This is a genomic window from Nonomuraea spiralis (assembly GCF_014648435.1).
Classification (GTDB): Bacteria; Actinomycetota; Actinomycetes; order Streptosporangiales; family Streptosporangiaceae; genus Nonomuraea; species Nonomuraea spiralis.
In genome coordinates this window covers 346,248-364,907 of sequence record NZ_BMRC01000001.1, presented here as the reverse complement: position 1 = coordinate 364,907, position 18,660 = coordinate 346,248, and the positions used below count along the sequence as shown (strand labels likewise).

Annotated in this window: 16 protein-coding genes; 12 read left to right on the top strand and 4 right to left on the bottom strand. The window is 72.8% G+C overall.

Going from position 1 to position 18,660, the window contains the following annotated elements:
- Positions 1–43 precede the first annotated feature (43 nt).
- Together IEZ27_RS01630 and IEZ27_RS01625 are read left to right on the top strand one after the other, a co-directional pair.
- Complete coding sequence (locus IEZ27_RS01630) at positions 44–700, top strand: response regulator transcription factor (protein WP_189645536.1); 657 nt, start codon at positions 44–46, stop codon at positions 698–700.
- Positions 697–1,836, top strand: a complete 1,140-nt coding sequence (locus IEZ27_RS01625) for a sensor histidine kinase (protein WP_189645535.1) — start codon at positions 697–699, stop codon at positions 1,834–1,836. The genes IEZ27_RS01630 and IEZ27_RS01625 overlap by 4 nt, the downstream gene beginning before the upstream one ends.
- On the opposite strand, the gene IEZ27_RS01620 is transcribed toward IEZ27_RS01625, so the two are convergent.
- Both IEZ27_RS01620 and IEZ27_RS01615 read right to left on the bottom strand, forming a co-directional pair.
- Positions 1,821–4,631, bottom strand: coding sequence for an NACHT domain-containing protein (locus tag IEZ27_RS01620; RefSeq protein WP_189645534.1), 2,811 nt, complete (start codon positions 4,629–4,631; stop codon positions 1,821–1,823). The two genes, IEZ27_RS01625 and IEZ27_RS01620, sit on opposite strands and share 16 nt — an antisense overlap.
- 75 nt (positions 4,632–4,706) lie before the next feature.
- Complete coding sequence (locus IEZ27_RS01615; RefSeq protein ID WP_189645533.1) at positions 4,707–6,572, bottom strand: propionyl-CoA synthetase; 1,866 nt, start codon at positions 6,570–6,572, stop codon at positions 4,707–4,709.
- A 57-nt stretch (positions 6,573–6,629) separates the two neighbouring features.
- On the opposite strand from IEZ27_RS01615, the gene IEZ27_RS01610 reads away from it, so the two are divergent.
- On the top strand, positions 6,630–7,268 hold the full coding sequence (locus tag IEZ27_RS01610) for a nucleotidyltransferase domain-containing protein (RefSeq protein WP_189645532.1): 639 nt from the start codon (positions 6,630–6,632) through the stop codon (positions 7,266–7,268).
- Positions 7,265–8,032, top strand: a complete 768-nt coding sequence (locus tag IEZ27_RS01605; RefSeq protein WP_229823070.1) for a nucleotidyltransferase domain-containing protein — start codon at positions 7,265–7,267, stop codon at positions 8,030–8,032. The genes IEZ27_RS01610 and IEZ27_RS01605 overlap by 4 nt, the downstream gene beginning before the upstream one ends.
- Before the next feature lie 30 nt (positions 8,033–8,062).
- On the opposite strand, the gene IEZ27_RS01600 is transcribed toward IEZ27_RS01605, so the two are convergent.
- Positions 8,063–8,998 (bottom strand): GNAT family N-acetyltransferase, encoded by a 936-nt coding sequence (locus IEZ27_RS01600; protein WP_189645531.1) that lies wholly within the window; start codon positions 8,996–8,998, stop codon positions 8,063–8,065.
- Positions 8,999–9,241: 243 nt separating this feature from the next.
- Between IEZ27_RS01600 and IEZ27_RS01595 the strand changes: the two genes are divergently transcribed.
- A complete protein-coding gene (locus tag IEZ27_RS01595) occupies positions 9,242–10,198 on the top strand; it encodes a hypothetical protein (protein WP_189645530.1) in 957 nt (318 codons plus the stop codon).
- 94 nt (positions 10,199–10,292) lie between these two features.
- Positions 10,293–10,808 (top strand): hypothetical protein, encoded by a 516-nt coding sequence (locus IEZ27_RS01590; RefSeq protein ID WP_125637512.1) that lies wholly within the window; start codon positions 10,293–10,295, stop codon positions 10,806–10,808.
- A gap of 99 nt (positions 10,809–10,907) precedes the next feature.
- Here IEZ27_RS01590 and IEZ27_RS01585 read toward each other — a convergent pair whose 3' ends face one another.
- Positions 10,908–11,702 carry a class I SAM-dependent methyltransferase gene (locus IEZ27_RS01585; protein WP_189645529.1) on the bottom strand — a complete coding sequence of 265 codons (795 nt, stop codon included), beginning with the start codon at positions 11,700–11,702 and terminating at the stop codon, positions 10,908–10,910.
- A 147-nt stretch (positions 11,703–11,849) separates the two neighbouring features.
- Between IEZ27_RS01585 and def the strand changes: the two genes are divergently transcribed.
- From def to IEZ27_RS01555, 6 genes are all read left to right on the top strand, one after another.
- Positions 11,850–12,395, top strand: a complete 546-nt coding sequence (gene def / locus IEZ27_RS01580) for a peptide deformylase (RefSeq protein WP_379478539.1) — start codon at positions 11,850–11,852, stop codon at positions 12,393–12,395.
- 7 nt (positions 12,396–12,402) lie between these two features.
- A complete protein-coding gene (locus tag IEZ27_RS01575) occupies positions 12,403–13,023 on the top strand; it encodes a helix-turn-helix domain-containing protein (protein WP_125637515.1) in 621 nt (206 codons plus the stop codon).
- Positions 13,016–14,419 carry a pyridoxal phosphate-dependent decarboxylase family protein gene (locus tag IEZ27_RS01570; protein ID WP_189645528.1) on the top strand — a complete coding sequence of 468 codons (1,404 nt, stop codon included), beginning with the start codon at positions 13,016–13,018 and terminating at the stop codon, positions 14,417–14,419. The genes IEZ27_RS01575 and IEZ27_RS01570 overlap by 8 nt, the downstream gene beginning before the upstream one ends.
- Positions 14,420–14,549: 130 nt before the next feature.
- Positions 14,550–14,966, top strand: coding sequence for a CBS domain-containing protein (locus tag IEZ27_RS01565; protein ID WP_189645527.1), 417 nt, complete (start codon positions 14,550–14,552; stop codon positions 14,964–14,966).
- Between the two features lie 9 nt (positions 14,967–14,975).
- On the top strand, positions 14,976–15,326 hold the full coding sequence (locus tag IEZ27_RS01560; RefSeq protein ID WP_189645526.1) for an MmcQ/YjbR family DNA-binding protein: 351 nt from the start codon (positions 14,976–14,978) through the stop codon (positions 15,324–15,326).
- Between the two features lie 925 nt (positions 15,327–16,251).
- Positions 16,252–18,654 carry a vWA domain-containing protein gene (locus tag IEZ27_RS01555; protein ID WP_189645525.1) on the top strand — a complete coding sequence of 801 codons (2,403 nt, stop codon included), beginning with the start codon at positions 16,252–16,254 and terminating at the stop codon, positions 18,652–18,654.
- Positions 18,655–18,660: the final 6 nt, after the last annotated feature.

Sequence of the window (18,660 nt, the reverse complement as noted above, 5' to 3'; positions counted from 1 at the left end):
GGTCCAGACTTGCGGCATTTCATGATCTTGTTGGGGGCTACAAGTGCGGGTATTGGTCGCCGAGGACGAGCGCATGCTCGCCGACTCGATCGCCGAGGGGCTGCGGGGCGAGGCGCTGGCCGTCGACGTCGCCTACGACGGGGAGGCGGCGCTGGAGCGGCTCGGCGTGCACGACTACGACGTGCTGATCCTGGACAGGGACCTGCCGGGGGTGCACGGCGACGAGGTGTGCCGGACGGTCGTGGAGCGGGAGTGGCTGGTCAGGGTGCTCATGCTGACCGCGTCCGGCGACGTGCGGTCGCGGGTGTCGGGGTTGTCGCTGGGGGCCGACGACTACCTGCCGAAGCCGTTCGCGTTCGAGGAGCTGGTGGCGCGGGTGCACGCGCTCGGCCGCCGCGCCCGCCGGGCCGACCCGCCGATGCTGGAGCGGGCGGGCGTGCGGCTGGACTGGGCGCACCGCCAGGTGTTCCGCGACGGCGTGTACGTCCCGCTGGCCCGCAAGGAGTTCGGCGTGCTGGCCGAGCTGCTGCGCGCCCAGGGCGCGGTGGTCTCGGCCGAAAACCTGCTGGAGAAGGTCTGGGACGAGCACATCGACCCGTTCACCAACACGGTTCGTACGACGATGATGAAGCTGCGCAAGAAGCTCGGCGAGCCCCAGGTCATCGAGACCGTGCCGGGATCGGGGTACCGCATCCCATGACCGTACGCATGCGTTTCGCCCTGGCCTGCGCCGGAGTGTTCCTCTTCCTCGGCGCCCTGGCGGTGACCGGGGTGTACTTCGTCGTCCGGTCGCAGCTTGAGTTCCGGGCGGACCTGATCAAGCCCGACTTCCCCCGTGAGTACTCCTACGGCGACTCCTACGAGCGCTCCTACAGCAACGCGAAGCGGGTGCGCGCGGCCTACCAGCGCGAGACGCTGAGCGGCGTGCGCACCGTCGGCGGGATCATCGTGCTGACCGCCACCGCCGTCGCGTTCGGGCTCGGCTGGCGGGCGGCGGGATGGGTGCTGCGGCCGGTCAAGTCGGTGACCGAGACCGCCCGCCGGGTGGCCCAGAGCCACGACCTGACCGAGCGCATCGACTACCAGGGCCCGCGCGACGAGGTCAAGGAGCTGACCGAGATCTACGACACCATGCTCGGCCGGCTGGCGCGCTCCTTCGACGGGCAGCGCCGGTTCGTCGCCAACGCCTCGCACGAGCTGCGCACCCCGCTGACGATCAACCGCACGCTGGTGGACGTGGCGGTGCGCCGTCCCGACGCCACGGACGACGTCAAGCGCCTCGGCGAGTCGCTGCTGCTGGTCAACGCCCGGCACGAACGCCTCATCGACGGCCTGCTGGCCCTGGCCGAGGGCGAGCAGTCAGTGCTCGACCGGCGGCCGTTCGACCTGACCGACGTCGCCGAGCACGTGCTCGACCAGGCCGGCGACGAGGCGGTCGAGCGGGAGGTGACGATCCACCGGCTGCTCGACCAGGCGCCGACCAAGGGCGAGGCGGTGCTGGTCGAGCGGCTGGTGCAGAACCTGGTGGAGAACGCGATCCGGCACAACCACCCCAAGGGCGAGGTCTGGGTGACGACGCGGCGGCGGGCCGAGCAGGTCGAGCTGGTGGTGGCCAACACCGGGCTGCACGTCCCGCCGTACGAGATCGAGACGATCTTCCAGCCGTTCCGGCGGCTGCACGGCGACCGGCTGCGCTCGGAGCGGGGCAGCGGGCTCGGCCTGTCGATCGTCCGGGTCATCGCCGAGGCGCACGACGGCACGGTGTCGGCCAGGCCACGGGACGAGGGCGGCCTGACGATCACCGTGGAGCTGCCGGTAGATCAGTCGGTCCCCTGACGGATCTGCCAGAGCTCCTCCTCCGGCACACCCGCCCTGACGAGCTGCTCCCAGGTCGCCACGCGCTCGGTCGGGTCGGCCAGCACGGTGTGCAGCAGCGCGCGCAGCGCCTCGTGGTCGGCGCCGTCCGCGCGCCACATGGCGCCCAGCGCCCGGTGCACCGCGGGTGACCGTACCGCGGCGGTCTCGACCAGCTCCCGCAGGAGGGCCACCCGGTCGCGGAAGTGCAGGGACCGCCCCTCCCCCACGGCGAGCATCAGCAGGTCGAGCAGCCTGCGGTTGCGCGGCGCGTGGCCGGTGGCGGCGGCGACGATCACGTCCCCCATGGCGGTGCCCTCGGTGCCGCCGAGGATCACCTCCTCCAGCCCGGCGACGCGGTGCGCCGACAGGGCGTTGACCAGGCCGGTCCAGCCCTCCTGCCCGAGCTGGCCCTTCCACAGGTGGCTGAAGGAGGCCCAGCGGTCGAGCGGGTCGGGCCCGCCCAGGATGTGCGAGACGGGTACGGGCTCCTGCGCGGCGGCCACGATGAGCAGCGCCAGGTTGGCCGAGTAGGCGGCCAGGCGGCGGGTGACCGGATGGCGTACCGGCCGGAAGCCGGTGAAGCAGCGGCGGCGGCGCTCGTGCAGGGACCGGCGCAGCAGTCCGGCCAGGTGGGTGACGCACCGGGCGCGTACGGCCGCCGGCACCTCGTCCAGCAGCTCCAGGATGAACCCGATCGTCGGCCCGCGCTCGGCCAGGCAGGAGAACGACGTGACCGCGTACAGCAGGTCGTCGTCCACGCTCTGGGCCAGGGCCAGCGGCTCGTCCCCGGCCAGGCGGCGGCGCCGGTCGAGGTCGCGCAGGGCGTACACGGTCAGCCAGGCCGTCAGGAACTCGCCGAAGGTGGAGTGGAGGAAGGAGTAGCCGTTTCGGCGGATGAAGAAGAAGCGGTCGGTGGCCCTGCGGGCCCAGTCGACCGGCGGGGCCGGCTCGTCGGGCTCGTCGTCGCCGCCCTCGCACAGGGCGGGCAGGTCGCGGGCGAGCGCGTCCTCGGTGATGACCTGGCTGCCGCGGGCCAGCATGGACAGGGCCACCGTGCCGAGCAGGACGAGCTCGCTGTCGATGACCACGCGCCGCGGGGTGGCGGTCTCGCGTTCGGTGAAGTCGCGCAGCAGCGCCTCGTACAGGCGGGCGCGGCCGATCGGCCCGTGGTCGCGCTGGAGCGCGTTGCCGCCGGCGTCGTAGAGCGCCAGCAGCAGCAGGAGCAGCGGCTGCCTGGCCATCTCGCCCTGGGCCAGCGCGGTCGCCGCGGGCAGGGGTTTCAGGTCGCGCCTGGCCAGCAGGGCGCGGTTGGAGTGGTCCCAGATGTCCAGCCACTGGCGCACCTGGTCGTCCTCGAACGGCTGGAGCTGCAGCGCCAGCAGCCCGTCGGGGAACCTGATCCGGTCGGCCACGACGGTCCGGCTGGTCACGATCACCACGACGGGCCGCCCGAGCGCGGCCTCGCGGCGCTGGAACTCCTGGACGTGCCCGAGGTAGTCGTAGCGGTTGACGCCGCCCTGCAGCAGCTCGTCGAAGCCGTCGAGCAGGATCACCGGCTGCGCGCCGCCGCCCGCGGCGACCAGGTCGGCGTACTCGACCTCCTCCTCCAGCACGGCGGCGACGGCCCGCTCGATCTGTTCGGTGACCGGCGCGCGCGGCGGGACGCGCGGCAGCTCCACCCTGATCGGCAGGAACTCCGACCTGGCCAGGCGGGCGCCCAGCACCTCGGTCAGCTTGGACTTGCCCGAGCCGGGCTCGCCGAGCACCAGCAGCGGCGCCTGGGTGGCGCGCAGCGAGGTGAGGTGGCCGACGAGGAACGCCTCGGCGTCCGGCAGCAGGCGCTGGTCCTGCCACCAGCCCATGGAGGACGGGTCGGACTCGCGGGTCAGCTCGGCCACCCGGCAGCGCGGGCTGAGATAGCCCTCGCCGAGCAGCGGGAGCGAGACGTCCTCGGGCAGCTTGCCCGCGGCCAGCAGCGGCCGGTCGAGCGCGTTGGCCGCCATGCGGGCCTGATGGATCATGGGACGGTCGCCGACCCGCGGCGGGGCCAGCTCGGCCAGTAGCCACGCCACCCGCGACAGGCCGGTGCCCGGCGTCTGGCGGTCGGTGACCAGGCTGCGCACGCCGAACTCGTGGCTGTCGAGCGACAACGAGCGGAAGTCCTCGTCGTAGATGCGCAGCGCGTGCGGGGGCGGGCCCTCGGCCAGCATGCGGGGTAACAGGAGCTGGTCGTCGACCGGCAGTTCGTCCCACACGCTCAGACCGCCGACGAACTCGGCCATCGCCTCCGACATGCGCAGGTACGCGCGTTCGACGGCCTGGCGGGTCTCGGCGAAGGGCACGTGCGGCTCGGGGGTGGGCAGGCGTTCCATGAGCAGCCCGGCCACCAGGCGGGCGAAGCGCTCGGGGGTGGGCACGCCGTGGGAGATCTTGTCGGCCCGGTCGAGCTGCTCCAGGGTGAAGGGCAGCTTGGCCTCCCCGAGCGCCTCGAACCAGGCCGACACGACGATGACGGCGTGCGCGGCGGCCAGGCGCTGGGTGCGGGTGTAACGGTCCACGCCCCCTTTCAGCTCGGGCATCCTGCGGATGACCTCCTCGCCGTAGCGCACGATGTCGGCACGCAGGTCGGCCAGGCTCATGGTGAGCAGCCCGCCCCCGGCCAGCGCCCATCCCGTACGGGCGGCCGCGGCGGCGAAGCCGACCACCTTGACGAGCCTGCCCTCCTTGCAGCCCAGCACCCTCAGGGCGTCGGCGTAACTCGGCGTCTCGATCATCAGCCTTCTCTCCGGGACCGGGAGGTCCCATCATGTGCCAGGCCGCGCCGCGGCGCTCCTCTGATGCCCGCTCCGCTATGGGCCGTTCACGGCATCGGCGATCTCCGGCAGCACGCCGGGGTCCTCGATGGTGGACGGCGTGGTGTACGGCCTGCCGTCGGCGATGTCGCGCATGGTGGCGCGCAGGATCTTGCCCGAGCGCGTCTTGGGCAGCCGGGCGACCACGACGGCCCGGCGGAAGGCGGCGACGGGTCCGACGTGCTCGCGTACCAGGGCGGTCAGCTCGCGTTCGACGTCGGCCGGGTCGCGCTCCGAGCCGGACTTGAGCACCACGAAACCGACCGGGAGCTGGCCCTTCAGCTCGTCGGCGACCCCGATCACCGCGCACTCGGCGACGTCGGGGTGGGCGGCGATCACCTCCTCCAGCGTGCCTGTGGACAGGCGGTGGCCGGCCACGTTGATCACGTCGTCGATGCGGCCCATGACGAAGAGGTAGCCGTCGGCGTCGATGTGGCCGCCGTCGCCGGTCAGGTAGTGGCCGGGGTAGCGGGTCAGGTAGGAGGCGGCGAAGCGCTCCTCGTCGCGGTAGAGGGTGGGCAGGCAGCCGGGCGGCAGGGGCAGCCTGACGGTGACGGCGCCCTCCACGCCGGGCGGGCACTCGCGGCCCTCGGCGTCGAGGACGCGCACGTCGTAGCCGGGGACGGGTTTGGTGGGCGAGCCCGGCTTGATCGGCAGGGTCTCGATGCCGACGCAGTTGGCGGCGACGGGCCAGCCGGTCTCGGTCTGCCACCAGTGGTCGATGACCGGGACGCCGAGCAGGTCGCTCGCCCAGTGGTAGGTGTCGGGGTCGAGGCGCTCGCCCGCCAGGAAGAGGTGCCGCAACCCGGACAGGTCCCACTTTTTCGCGAAGTTTCCGGAGGGGTCCTCTTTTTTGATGGCCCTGATCGCGGTGGGCGCGGTGAACAGCGTGCGTACGCCGTGCTGGGCGGTCACCCGCCAGAACGCGCCGGGGTCGGGCGTGCCGACCGGCTTGCCCTCGTACAGGACGGTCGTGCAGCCGGTCAGCAGGGGCGCGTACACGATGTAGGAGTGGCCGACGACCCAGCCGACGTCGGAGGCGGCCCAGAAGACCTCGCCGGGGAACGCGCCGTAGACGTTGGTCATGCTCCAGCGCAGCGCGACCGCGTGGCCGCCGTTGTCGCGCACCACGCCCTTGGGCAGGCCGGTGGTGCCGGAGGTGTAGAGCACGTAGAGCGGGTCGGTGGCGGCCACGCTCACGCACGGGGCGGGGGCGGCGGCGCGTACGGACTCGTGCCAGTCGAGGTCGCGGCCCGGTGTGAGCTCGGCCGGGCACTGCGGGCGCTGGAGGATCACGCAATGGGCGGGCCGGTGGGCCGACTGCTCCAGGGCGGCGTCGAGCAGCGGCTTGTAGGCCACCACGCGGGCCGGCTCGATGCCGCAGGAGGCCGAGAGCACCACCTTGGGCTCGGCGTGCTCGATGCGCAGGGCCAGCTCCCTGGCCGCGAAGCCGCCGAACACCACCGAGTGCACCGCGCCGAGCCGGGCGCAGGCCAGCATCGCGACGACCGCCTCGGGCACCATCGGCATGTAGATCACCACGGTGTCGCCGGCCGTCACGCCGAGCCCCTTCAGCATGCCCGCCGTCCGCGCCACCTCGTCGAGCAGCTCCGCGTACGTGATCGTGCGGACCGTGCCGGTGACCGGGCTGTCGTGGATCAGCGCCGCCTGGCCGCCGCGCCCGGCCGCGACGTGCCGGTCGACCGCGTTGTGGCAGGTGTTGAGCCGCCCGCCGGGGAACCAGCGGCCCCCGCCGCTGACCGCGGCGGGCGCGACGTCCCAGTCGATGTCGAGTGCCGCCTCGGCCCAGAACTCCTCCGGCCGCTCGATGCTGCGCCGGTACGCCTCGTCATAGCCGCCCACTTGTCGATCAGATCAGCCGCCGGCCCCCGAACGCAAGACCCGTGGGAGGGTGTCCGGGTGAACGAAGACCTGATCTTGTCCGTCGTGGTGGGCTCGCGGGCGTACGGGCTGGAGACCGAAGGGTCCGACACCGACCGGCGCGGCGTGTTCGTGGCCCCCACCGCGGACTTCTGGCGGCTGACCAAGCCGCCCACCCACCGCGACGGGCCGCTGCCCGAGCAGTTCTCGTGGGAGGTGGAACGTTTCTGCGTGCTGGCGCTGGAGGCCAACCCGACGGTGCTGGAGTGCCTGTGGTCGCCGATCGTGGAGGTGGCCACGCCCGCCGGACGGCGGCTGCTGGAGCTGCGCGGGGCGTTCCTGTCGCGGCGGGCGCACGAGACGTTCGCCGGGTACGCCGCGGCGCAGTTCCGCCGCCTGGACCCACGGGCGCCCAAGTTGAAGCAGGCCATGCACATGTTGCGGCTGCTGATCAGCGGCCTGCACCTGGTACGGCACGGCGAGCCGCTGGTCGGGGTCGAGGCGTACCGGGAGCGGCTGCTGGCGATCAAGCGCGGCGAGGTGCCGTGGGCCGAGGTGGACGCCTGGCGGGCCGAACTGACGGCCGAGCTGGCCGCCGCGCCGACCGTCCTGCCCGAGCGGCCGGACCGGGAGCGGGTGGAGGACTTCCTCGTCGGCGTGCGGAAGGAGCACCTGTGAACGGGCTGCCGTCCTTGTTGCCGTCGTGGTTGCCGTCGTGGTTGCCGGAGATCCCGGGCGAGCAGCCGTACCCGGTGGTCTTCGCCACGGTGAGCGGCGCCCACCTGTACGGTTTCCCGTCCGTGGACTCCGACGTCGACCTGCGCGGCACGCACGTGCTGCCGGTCGCGGAGGTGGTCGGGCTGCGCACCGGGCCGCAGACCCTCGACCGGACATGGACGCGCGACGGCGTCGAGGTGGACCTGGTCACGCACGACCTGGTCAAGTTCTGCCGCCTGCTGCTCAACCGCAACGGCTACGTGCTGGAACAGCTCCTGTCGCCGCTGGTGGTGGCCTCCTCGCCGGTGCACGACGAACTGGTGTCGCTCGCGCCGGCCTGCCTGACGCGGCATCACGCCCACCACTACCTGGGGTTCGCGCGTACGCAGTGGCGGTTGTTCGGGCGTACGGGTGAGCTGAAGCCGCTGCTGTACACCTTCCGGGTGCTGGCGACGGGCACGCATCTGATGCGTACCGGGGAGCTGGAGGCCGACCTGACGCGGCTGATGGCGTACGGGCCGCCGTACCTGCCGGAGCTGGTGGCGGCCAAACGGGAGGCCGAGCACGGCACGGCGCCCGCGCTGGACGGTGTGGCGGCCGACGTGGAGCGGATGACGGCCGCGCTGGAGGCGGCGCGCGAGAGCTCGGCGCTGCCCGAGCGCGCCACCGCGGGCGACGCCCTGCACGACCTGGTCGTGCGGGCGCGCCTCGCGGCCCTTGCCTGACGGGCCCCGGGAGGGGCCCGTCAGGGAAGGTCAGGCGGCTCCGGGATCGGCCGACAGGACCAGCCGGATCGCGAAGTTGTCGTAACCGGCGCGTTCGAACGCCCGCGCCATCGGGACGTTGCCCGCGTCGGTGTCGGCCACGATCCGCTGCACGCCGCGCTCGGCGTGGAAGCGGGTGATCTCGCCGAGCAGGTCGTCGACGAGGCCGCGGCCCCGGTGCGAGGGCACCACGCCGAGATAGCCGACCACGGGCCCGGCGTCGTTGGCCGACGGCAGCGCGATGCCGGCCAGGTCGCCCGCCTCGTCGTAGGCGAGCCGCCACCAGGACCGGTCGCCCTTCATCGACTTGTTGTCGCGCACGTCCTCGCGGGCCTGCTCCACGGGGTCCGTGGTCATCAGGGCCTGGCGGGTGTAGAAGTCGAGCGTGCCCTCGGCGACCTGGCGGAAGGCGTCCACGAACACCTCGTCGTCGTCCTCGCCGCGGAAGACCAGCCGCTTGGACGGCTCGGGCACGGGCGATCCGGACGTCCAGGCGTACCGCAGGCGTTCGAGCTCCTCGGTCAGCCCGGCGCGGCCGGCGGCCTCCCAGCGCCAGGCGATGGCCGCGGAGCTCTGCGGGTTGTCGCGCCAGCCGTTGGAGACGAAGACGTGGTAGGCCGGCTTCTGGCCGAAGGCGGCGTGGGCGTGGTTCAGCAGCTCGGCGGCCAGGCCCACACGGTCCTCGACCGAGGGGTGGACGTAGACGCAGTCGAGGGCGAGCGGCCGTTCCTCGCCGGCGAAGCCCCACCAGACGGCGCGGGCCATGATCTCGCCGTTCTCCTCGGCGAGCCAGATACGGTCGAAGCGGTAGTTCCGGCTCTCCAGGAGTGAGAGCAGCCGGTCGGCATGGGCCCAGCTGATGGACTCGTCGACGACGCAGCCGAGCAGGCGGTCGAGGTCAGCCTCGGCCGCAGGGCGGAATTGCACGGTTCCTCCGAGAAGTAGAAAGCGCCCTTATATTGACAAACATCTCAGAGCCTCCTTTCTGCCGACATTTCGTGGCACTGTAGTGCATGTCGTCTTCGGTCGCCTCCCGTTTTCCACCGGCGTGATCTTCCCCTCGTGGCCGGGCAGCGACGTGAGTACGCTGGACCGCGTTCAGTTTCCGGCGTTTCCCGATCCGGCGGGACGATTTTCGATCCAGCGGGACGAAGAGGACAGGATGGGCTCGTGAGGTCCTACGACGACGACACGCTGCCGCTGCAACCGCCGATCCGGCTTCCCGCCGCCGCCACGCTGGCCGCCGCGGTGCGCGCCGCGCCGCTCTCCGGCGAGCTGAAGGCGGCGCTCGACCCGGAGCACGACCGCGGGGCCGAGGACGACACCCGGGTGCTGGAGGCTTGGGCGGAGGTGTGCCGGACGCGGCTGGCCGCCGACGAGGGGCTGCTGCTGGAGCTCATCCGCATGTTCCTGTCCCGCGAGCCGGTCGCCGGGCGGGTGCCTCAGACGCTGACCGACCTGGGGCTGGTACGGCAGGCGGAGCCGTACACGCTGAGCTGGCTGGGGTTGTGGGTGGCGCGGCTGATCATCGCCGAGACCGCCGGGCAGGAGATCCCCGTCATGGGCTCCCTCGCCGACGCCGGTGCCGCCGCGCTGCTGCACGGCCTGCGTTCCTATCCCGAGGCCGAACGGGCCGAGGAGCTGGCGGGCTGGCTGGCCGGCCGCGACGCCGGGCAGGGGGCGGCCGAGATCGCCACCGCGCTGGCCGGCGTGAGCCCGCTCAGCAGGGCGGTCGGCGTGGAGCTGCTGGCGACGGGCCTCGGCGACGAGGGCCGCCGGGCGCTGAACGGGCTGCTGGAGGAGCCGAGGCTGGGCGCGGTGGTCGCGGCCAGGACGGGCCGCGAGGAGCGGCGGACGGCTCCCGACGAGATCGCCTGGGTGCTGGTGGACATGGCGGCGGCGCTGCTGGAGTTCGGCGGCGAGGCGGGCGAGGTGATCGAGTCGATCGCCATGGGGATGGACGCGGAGGAGCAGGCGGGCACGATCGCCATCCTCGCCTTCGGCGACCACCCCTGGACGGGCCGGGTGTTGCGGGTGCTCATCGACCACCACCCGGACGAGCAGGTCTCGGCCGCGGCCCGCAAGGCCCTGCGCCGCCTGCACGGCCTGGCCGACACCCGAGGCTGACACGCCCGGCCGCCCCGCCGCCCCGGCGACCCGTGCGGCCCGCGGTCCGGGCGGCTCGCCGGGGGCGCCGGTCCCGGCCGGTAGAGTCGGCTCGATGACGAAGCATACGATCTCGCCGCAGAGCGGCATCCTGGGTGACGGCTTCGGCTGCGACTGCGGCGCCGTACTGGCCGGACGGATGGCGGCCGAGCTGCACGCCGCCGAGAACGGCCGATGCTCGGCCTGTCTCGGCTCGGCGGTCGAGCAGGTGGCCCCCGGGCTGACGCGGGGCTGCACGGTCTGCGCGGCGACCGGGGGACGCAAGGAGCAGATCACCTGGCAGCTCGCCCACACCGAGGCCGAGGAGCTGATCACGATGACCGTCGTACGCGGGATCGTGGCCGGGTACGACGGGCCGTTCCATCTGTCGGAGATCGCCGACACGGTACGGGCGGGGTTCGGGTTGCCGGCCGGGCGGCTGCCGGTGGGGCCGCGGGTGCGCGACCTGCTGCTGCAGCTCCAGGCCGCGGGCGAGATCGCCATGTTGTCGGCGCCCGACGAGCTGCTGGGCACCGACCAGGTGCTCTACCGCGACCCGCAGTGGCAGCGCACCCGCACACTGGGTCTCTGACCCTTCACCCTCTTCCTCCTCTTCGCCCGCTCGCCCGCTCGCCCGCTCGCCCGCTCGCCCTCTTCGCCCCCGGCCGCCGGGGCCCGGCGGGCCCCGGCGTCAGGCGCGGCAGATGATCTCGCCGTGCAGGACCGACAGCCAGCCGTCGCCGTGGGCGGCCCACTCCAGCCAGCCGTCGGCCATGCGCCGCAGGTCCCGTTCGGTGGCCGCGCCCGTGGCGAGCGCCTGCCGGGCCAGGGCCGACTCCTGGACCCGTTCGGCCCACATGCCGCCCCACCAGGCGCGGTCTTCGGGGGTGGCGAAGCACCAGGTGGAGGAGGTGGCGGTGACGTCCTCGAAGCCGGCGGCGCGGGCCCAGGACAGCAGGCGGCGGCCGGCGTCCGGCTCGCCGCCGTTCGCGCGGGCGAGCCGCTGGTAGAGGGCCATCCACTCGTCCAGCGCGGGCAGGTGCGGGTACCAGGTGAAGGCGGAGTAGTCGCTGTCCCTGACCGCGACGTAGCCCGTCGGTTTGGTCACCCGGCGCATCTCGCGCAGCGCGCGTACCGGGTCGCCCACGTGCTGGAGCACCTGGTGGGCGTGCACCACGCAGAAGGAGTCGTCGGGGAAGTCGAGGGCGTGCACGTCGGCGACGGCGAAGTCGACGTTGCGCAGCCCCCGCGCGGCGACCTCGGTCCTGGCCAGTTCCAGGGCCTCCTCGGTGACCTCCGACGCCGTCAGGTGGCCGACCCGCGCGGCCAGGTCCGCGGTGATCGTGCCCGGCCCGCTGCCCACGTCGAGGACCTTCATGTGCGGCAGGAGGTGCGGCAGCAGGTACGCGGCCGAGTTCTCCGCGGTACGCCACCGGTGCGAGCGCAGCACGGACTCGTGATGACCATGGGTGTAGACGGCGTCCATCGCAAGACTCCTTCACGACGATGTGTACTCGTACCCTAGCGGCGGTCTCACCATTCAAGAGGATGTGTCTTGTCATATGAGACTGGTTCGACCGTGCGTGACCCGCTCCTAGACTGGTCACGGCAACGTTCCGGCAAAGAGGAAGGCGTGGTCGTGGGAGAGGTCCGGCCGATCGTGCACGTGGGCGACCCGGTGCTGCATCATCCGTGCGAGCCGGTCACCCGGTTCGACGGCGAGCTCGCGGCGCTGGTCGACGACATGTTCGCGAGCATGTACGCGGCCGACGGCGTGGGCCTGGCCGCCAACCAGATCGGCGTGCCGCTGCGCGTGTTCGTCTACGACTGCCCCGACGCCGAGGGCGTCAACCACAAGGGCGTCGTCGTCAACCCCTCCCTGGAGCTGCCCGGTCTCGGCGAGCGCCGCCTCGATCCCGACGAGGAGGGTTGCCTGTCGGTCCCCGGCCAGTTCGCCCCGCTCCCCCGTCCCGACCACGCGACCGTCCACGGCTTCGACGCGGCGGGCGGGCCCGTCACCGTCTCGGGCACCGGCCTGCTGGCGCGCTGCCTGCAACACGAGACCGACCACCTCGACGGCTACCTGTACATCGACCGGCTGCCCACCAAACGCCGCAAGCAGGTGCTGGCCGCCTACGAGCAGACCAAGGCCGCTAAAGAGGACATTTCTCCGCTATAGTGGATAAATGCAAGGTGAAGGCGTACTGTCCAGCGGCCTGTCCCTGGCCGAGCTGGGCGGGCGCATCCGGGCCGAGCGGCGCGGGCGCGGGCTCTCGGTCGAGCGCCTGGCCGAGCTGAGCGGCATCAGCAGGAGCATGGTCTCCGACGTCGAGCGCGGCGCCAAGTCGCCGACCGTGCTGGTGCTCGACCGGCTGGCCACGGCCCTCGGCACGTCGATCTCCCGGCTCCTCGACGAGCCGGCGGGCGAGGCGGTGCGGGTGCTGCGCCACGACCGCCAGCGGGTGCTGCGCGACCCGTCGGGCTGGGAGCGGCGGGTGTTGTCGCCGGTGCTGGCCGATGTCGAGTTCGAGTTCATGCGCACGACGATCGGCCCCGGCGTGGACGCGGGCGAGTTCGCGCCGCACGCCCGGGGCTCGCGCGAGTACCTGGCCGTGGAGCGCGGCACGCTGCGCCTGACGATCGACGACCGCCCGTACGAGCTGGCGGCCGGCGACTCGGCGAGCTACCCCGGCGACCACCGCCACGCCTTCGCCAACGACGGCGCCGCCGACTGCGTCTTCTACCTGGCCATGGAGCTGGGTGGCGGCGGCCACCACGAGACTTGGAGGGAATCGCCACATGGATGAGCTGCGCCGGGCCGGCGTCAGGGCGGCCGAGATCGTGGCCGGCCATCTGGAGGGTGTGCCCGCCGGGCCGGTCTGGCAGCCGGTGCCCGAGGCCGGGCGCGCCTGGCTGGGCGGGCTGCGGCTGCCCGAGGCAGGGCGTCCCCTCGACGCGCTGCTCGACGACGTACACGCCCATGTGCTGCCGTACCCGATGGGCAACGGGCACCCGCGTTTCTTCGGCTGGGTGAACTCGCCGCCCTCCCCCGCGGGCGTGCTGATCGAGCCGCTGGCCGCCGCGCTCAACCCGAGCGTCGCCGGCGGCGACCACGCGGGCCCGCTGCTGGAGCGTACGGTGGTGCGCTGGCTGGCCGAGCTGGTCGGCTTCCCCCACCCGCCCGGCGGCGGCCTGCTGACCAGCGGCGCGTCCATGGCCACCATCGTCTGCCTGGCCACGGCCCGGCAGCAGGCGGCGCTCGCCGACGGCTGGGACGCCCGCGAGGAGGGCCTGCACGGCCGCCCGCCCATGGTCCTCTACGTCACCGAGGAGGGCCACAGCTGCCTGCACAAGGCGGCCCAGCTCCTCGGTCTCGGCGCGCGCAACGTCCGGAAGGTGCCGGTCGACGCCTCCTACCGGATGGACGTCGGCGCGCTGCGTACGATGATCGCCGAGGACCTGGCGGCGGGCCTGCGGCCGTTCTGCGTGGCGGGCAGCGCGGGCACGGTCAACTCCGGCGCGGTCGACCCGCTCGACGCCATCGCCGATGTGGCCGCCGAGCACGGCCTCTGGTTCCACGTGGACGGCGCGTACGGCGCGCTCGGCGTGCTCGACGCGCGCTCGGCGCCGGCCTACGCCGGGCTGGACCGGGCCGACTCCCTGGCCCTCGACCCGCACAAGTGGCTCGGCGTCCCGGTCGGCTGCGGCTGCGCGCTGCTGCGCGACCCGGCCGCCGCGCGGGCCGCCTTCAGCCTGGTGCCGTCGTACCTGGTCGACGACAACGCCGACGACCTGGGCTGGTTCTCCGAGTACGGCCCCGAGCAGACCCGCCCGTTCCGGGCGCTGAAGACCTGGGCCACGATGTCGTACCTGGGCAGGGAGGGCATCACGCGCCTGGTCGAGCACACCTCCGGCCTGGCCCGCACGCTCGCCGCCATGGTCGAGCGGGCCGCGGACTTCGAACTGCTCGCGCCGGTCGCCACCTCCATCACGGCCTTCCGCCACACGCCGCGGGACGGCGGGCTCGACGCGCTCAACCGGGCCGTACCGGGCGCGGTGCAGGCGCGCGGCAACACCTTCATCACCGGCACCCGCCTCGGCGGCCGGGACGCGCTGCGCGCCTGCTTCCTGCACCCCGACACCACCGAGGACGACCTCGTGCTCCTGCTGGAGGAGATCCGCCTGGCGGCCAAGACGCTCTGAAGCCCGGTAAAGGTTTCCTCCAGGGACGTACCGGACACGCATGGCCATGCGCCGGGATCCGGCAAAGCCCTGTGAGTGCCCCATGGGCCCGGGTAGGAGGCCGCCCGGACAGAGCAATCAGGAGGATCCCATGGCACAGACCGTGGCAGACGTGATGACCACGCACCCGGCGACGGTCGAGAGCGACCAGCCGGTGTCGGTCGCCGCGTCACTCATGCGCGACCACGACGCCGGCGCGGTGATCGTCAACGACAACGGGCGCATGAAGGGCATCGTCACCGACCGCGACATCACGATCCGCGTGGTGGCCGACGAGCGGGGACCGGACACGCCGGTGAGCGAGGCGTGCAGCCCGTCCGTCGAGGCCGTCGGGCCGGACACGAGCATCGACCAGGCCGTGCAGATCATGCGCTCGCACGCCGTACGCCGCCTCCCGGTCGTCGAGGACGGCCGTCCCGTCGGGATCGTGAGCCTCGGCGACCTGGCGCTGGAGCGGGACCCGAACTCGGCGCTCGCCGACATTTCGGCCGCGGAGGGCAACCGCTAACGTGGCCGTGTGGTCACAGTCGAGGACGTACGGCGCTTCGCGCGCACCCTTCCACGCTCGTCCGAGCACCTGATCCGGGACCGGGTCAAGTTCCGCGTGGGGAAGATCGTCTACGTGGCGTTCTCGCGCGACGAGACGCAGATGGGCTTCGGGTTCCCGAAGGAGGAACGCGAGGCCCTGGTGGCGGCCGAGCCGGACAAGTTCCTCATGCCCGGGGAGTCCGACCTGCGCTTCCACTGGGTGGTCGCCCGCATGGACGCCCTCGACGTGGCGGAGATGCGGGAGCTGGTGCTGGAGGCGTGGCGGATGTGCGTGCCGAAGAAGGTACGCCTGGAACAGCAACTCCTGACCGGCCCCTGAGGCCCCTCTACCGGCTGCGCGACATACTCCCCCCAGACCCGCTGAAGCCCTCGGCCCGCATTCCCCTCCTCCCTGAACGCCGTGGGCTGACTTCCGCGTGCGTGCGATGGCCTCGTCGGCGTGCGCGCGTGGCGGCGGACGGGTGCCGCACCTGTACCACCTGAGCGCTGTGGCCGAGGTGCCGCCCGGCGGATCACGCGGAGGCGGCCCCGGCGGGCCGGCCGGCCCGCCGGGGCCGAGGCGGACGATCAGAGCCGGCTGGACAGCCAAGAGCCGCTGACCCGAGTCCACCCGCGCCCGCACCCCCGCCCGCACCCCCGCCCGCACCCCCGCCCCCGCCCGTGCCCGTGCCCGTGCCCGTGCCCGTGGCGAGCGTGCTTGCGTCGGGCGGTTGCGAAGCCTCATATGTGGCGAATTCCGGTGAAATCGCCCTGCGGTAGCGAACTCCACAAAAAGGGCAGAGGCCAGCAAGTCAGATAACTCCGCAAATCTCCGCATATTTCGATTTATGTCGGCAGCAGCATACGGAAACACGGCTTGCTGAATTCGGATTTTACGCATCGCATGCCCCAACCGTCACTCAGGCACCACCGGCAACACATCCGATCACGGCCGAATCTGTCCGGTTCGCCTCATACGCCGCTTACCCGCATCACTGCGGGTTGGCAGGTCACGACATGCGTCAGCATTCCAGGCGCGACCCGCACCCCCGAGCCGGATTCACATTACCGACATTTCGGACAATGTCCGCAAAAAGGTAACACCCATTCGATGAATTCGACTTGGATCACAGTGAAGTAACAATTCCCCCTAAATGCGATCTAATTCGGTCAGCATGGACCCTAAGAAATGAAGAGCGGCGCGTCTCGAACGGGGCGAGGCGAATTCGCGCCCTCGTAACGCCTTTCATCGAAGGACTCGGGATATGACTTCAGCTTTGCGCTGCCGGGCGACGCGCGCTCTCATCGTGGCGGGGGCACTGGTGCTCGCGCTCCCGGCACCGCTGAACGCCCTCACCGCCCGCGCGGCGCCCCCCGCGCCGGAGACGTTGCCCCTGGACATGGTGGTCGCGGTCGACGAGTCGGGGAGCCTGTCCGCCGGCGCCGTGTCGCGGGAGATCGAGGCCACCTCCACGATCGCCCAGAGCGTGCTGAACCCGCAGAGCCGGGTCACCGTGATCGGCTTCGGCAGCAACAACGGCCGGCCCGGCCAGAACGCGGTGAGCCAGGTCTGCCGCCCCACCGTCACGGGCGACGGCGTCAGCCTGCAGTACCTGTCGGAATGCGTGAAGGGCCTGCACCGCCGGACCGACGAGGAGGGGAACGACACCGACCACGTGGCGGCGCTGACGCAGGCGCTGGCGACGCTGCGCGAGGGCTCGCCGGCCGGCGCGCTGAAGGTGGTCTTCCTGCTCACCGACGGCCGGCTCGACGTGCCGCGCAGCCCCGCGTACGGCAGCGGCTCCGACACCGACCCGCAGGTGCGGCAGCGCCGCAACAACGGCGCCGCGCAGCAGCTCGGCCAGGTGATCGGGCAGACGCAGCGGGAGGGCGTGCAGGTCTGGCCGCTGGGGTTCGGCTCGGGGGTCACGCAGGAGAACCTGGACAGGTTCGCCGCCGGCGGGTCGCGCGCCGGGTGCGACGACCGGGCCGAGTCCCGGCCCAGGGCGCGCATCGTCCGCGACGACCGGGACGTCACGCGCTCGCTGTTCGAGGCGTACGCGGCGGCGACCTGCACCGGCCTGACCCCGACCGACTCCACCACCGTCGAGGACGGCCAGACCCGCGAGCTGAAGGTGGACATCCCGCTGATCGCCACCGACGGCACCATCACGGTCAGCAAGAGCGACCCCCGGGTGCTGGCCGAGTTCGTCGACCCCGAGGGCCGTACGGTGACGACCGGCACGCTCGGCGACTCCACCTTCGCCCACAGCGGCGCGAACACCGCGACCGAGGCCCTGCGCATCGTCAACCCGCTCAACGGCACCTGGACGGTCCGGCTGAAGGCGCCCCAGCGGCTCAGCCGGCGGCTGGTCAGCGCGACCGCGTTGTGGCAGGGCGCGGTGCAGGCGGCGATCGTGCCGGAACCGCCGTCCGCCCGCGCCGGGCAGGAGGTCAGGATCCGGCTCTCCCTGGTCACCCGCAGGGGCGCGATCACCGACGAGGAGGCGCTGCGCGGCCTGACGTTCTCGGTCACCGCGACCGGCGGCGGCCTGGCGCGGCCGCAGACCGTCCAGGTCAGGGACGACGGCCGCGCGCCGGACGACAAGGAGCACGACGGCCGCTACGCGGGTGTCCTCACCGCGCCGCAGGCACCCGGCGACGTCACGCTGACGGGTGTCGTCTCGGGCACCGGCATCCGGGCGGAACGGGTGCCGACCACCGTCACGGTGGGCGCGGCGGCGGCCACCGTCCAGGGCCAGATCGAGTTCGGCGGCGACGGCACCGTACGCCAGGGGGAGGCCGTGCGCGGCCTGGTGCGGGTGCGCAACGACTCCGCCGCGCCCAAGCGGGTCCGGCTGTCGTTCCAGGGTGTCGCGGGCGTTCCTCCGGCCCTCGAACCCGCCGGCCCGTTCACGGTGCCGCCCGGCGACTCCGCCACCGACTTCACCGTCCGTTTCGGCAAGGACGCCGCGCTCGGCGGCACGTCCATGGAGGTGCGGCTGGCCGACGACGGCGATCAGGGCGCGGTGTACGCCGCCGGGCTGCTCACCGTCTCGGTGGAACGGCCGCCCACCTGGTGGGAGACCTACCGGCGGTACATCGCGGCGGCCGCGATCGTGCTCCTGCTGCTGGCCCTGACGTTGTTGCTGGTCCGCGCCGCCCGCCGCCGCCGGGCGAACGTACGCGGCCTGTCGGTCGCGCTGACCCTCGACGGCGAGCGCACCGGCGCCGAGCTGAAGGCGCCCAGCAGCTGGTCGCCGCGCTTCCGGTTCGCCGTACGGGACGGCGACTCCTACGCCCCGCGGCTCGTACCGCCCAGGCCCGACGGCAGCGACCAGGTGTTCACCGCGTACCGGGCCGGCGCGGGCGTCACGGTCGAGACGCCGGACGGCGACCGCCAGGCGCTCGGGTTCGGCGTGGAGAGCGGGCCTCTGCCGAGCGGTCACCGGCTGGTCTTCCGGGACACGGCCAGGCGGCGCGGCCCGGCCCGGCCCCGCCGGACGCCCACCGCAGCGTCCACCGCGGCGCCCACCTCCATGCCCACCTCCATGCCCACCGCCACGCACACCGTCGCCGCGCCGCCCCCCGGACCCGGCGACGACCCGGTGGAGCGGGAGGACCCCTGGCAGCGGACCGCCCCCGACTACGACAGCCCCTGGCTCTGAGGTCGC

Excerpts from the sequence above, each read along its gene's own strand:
- IEZ27_RS01625 (WP_189645535.1), top strand. The coding sequence starts at position 697 with ATGACCGTACGCATGCGTTTCGCCCTGGCCTGCGCCGGAGTGTTCCTC.
- IEZ27_RS01585 (WP_189645529.1), bottom strand. The coding sequence starts at position 11,702 with ATGGACGCCGTCTACACCCATGGTCATCACGAGTCCGTGCTGCGCTCG.
- IEZ27_RS01555 (WP_189645525.1), top strand. The coding sequence starts at position 16,252 with ATGACTTCAGCTTTGCGCTGCCGGGCGACGCGCGCTCTCATCGTGGCG.
- IEZ27_RS01620 (WP_189645534.1), bottom strand. The coding sequence starts at position 4,631 with ATGATCGAGACGCCGAGTTACGCCGACGCCCTGAGGGTGCTGGGCTGC.
- IEZ27_RS01575 (WP_125637515.1), top strand. The coding sequence starts at position 12,403 with ATGCAAGGTGAAGGCGTACTGTCCAGCGGCCTGTCCCTGGCCGAGCTG.
- IEZ27_RS01570 (WP_189645528.1), top strand. The coding sequence starts at position 13,016 with ATGGATGAGCTGCGCCGGGCCGGCGTCAGGGCGGCCGAGATCGTGGCC.
- IEZ27_RS01565 (WP_189645527.1), top strand. The coding sequence starts at position 14,550 with ATGGCACAGACCGTGGCAGACGTGATGACCACGCACCCGGCGACGGTC.
- IEZ27_RS01590 (WP_125637512.1), top strand. The coding sequence starts at position 10,293 with ATGACGAAGCATACGATCTCGCCGCAGAGCGGCATCCTGGGTGACGGC.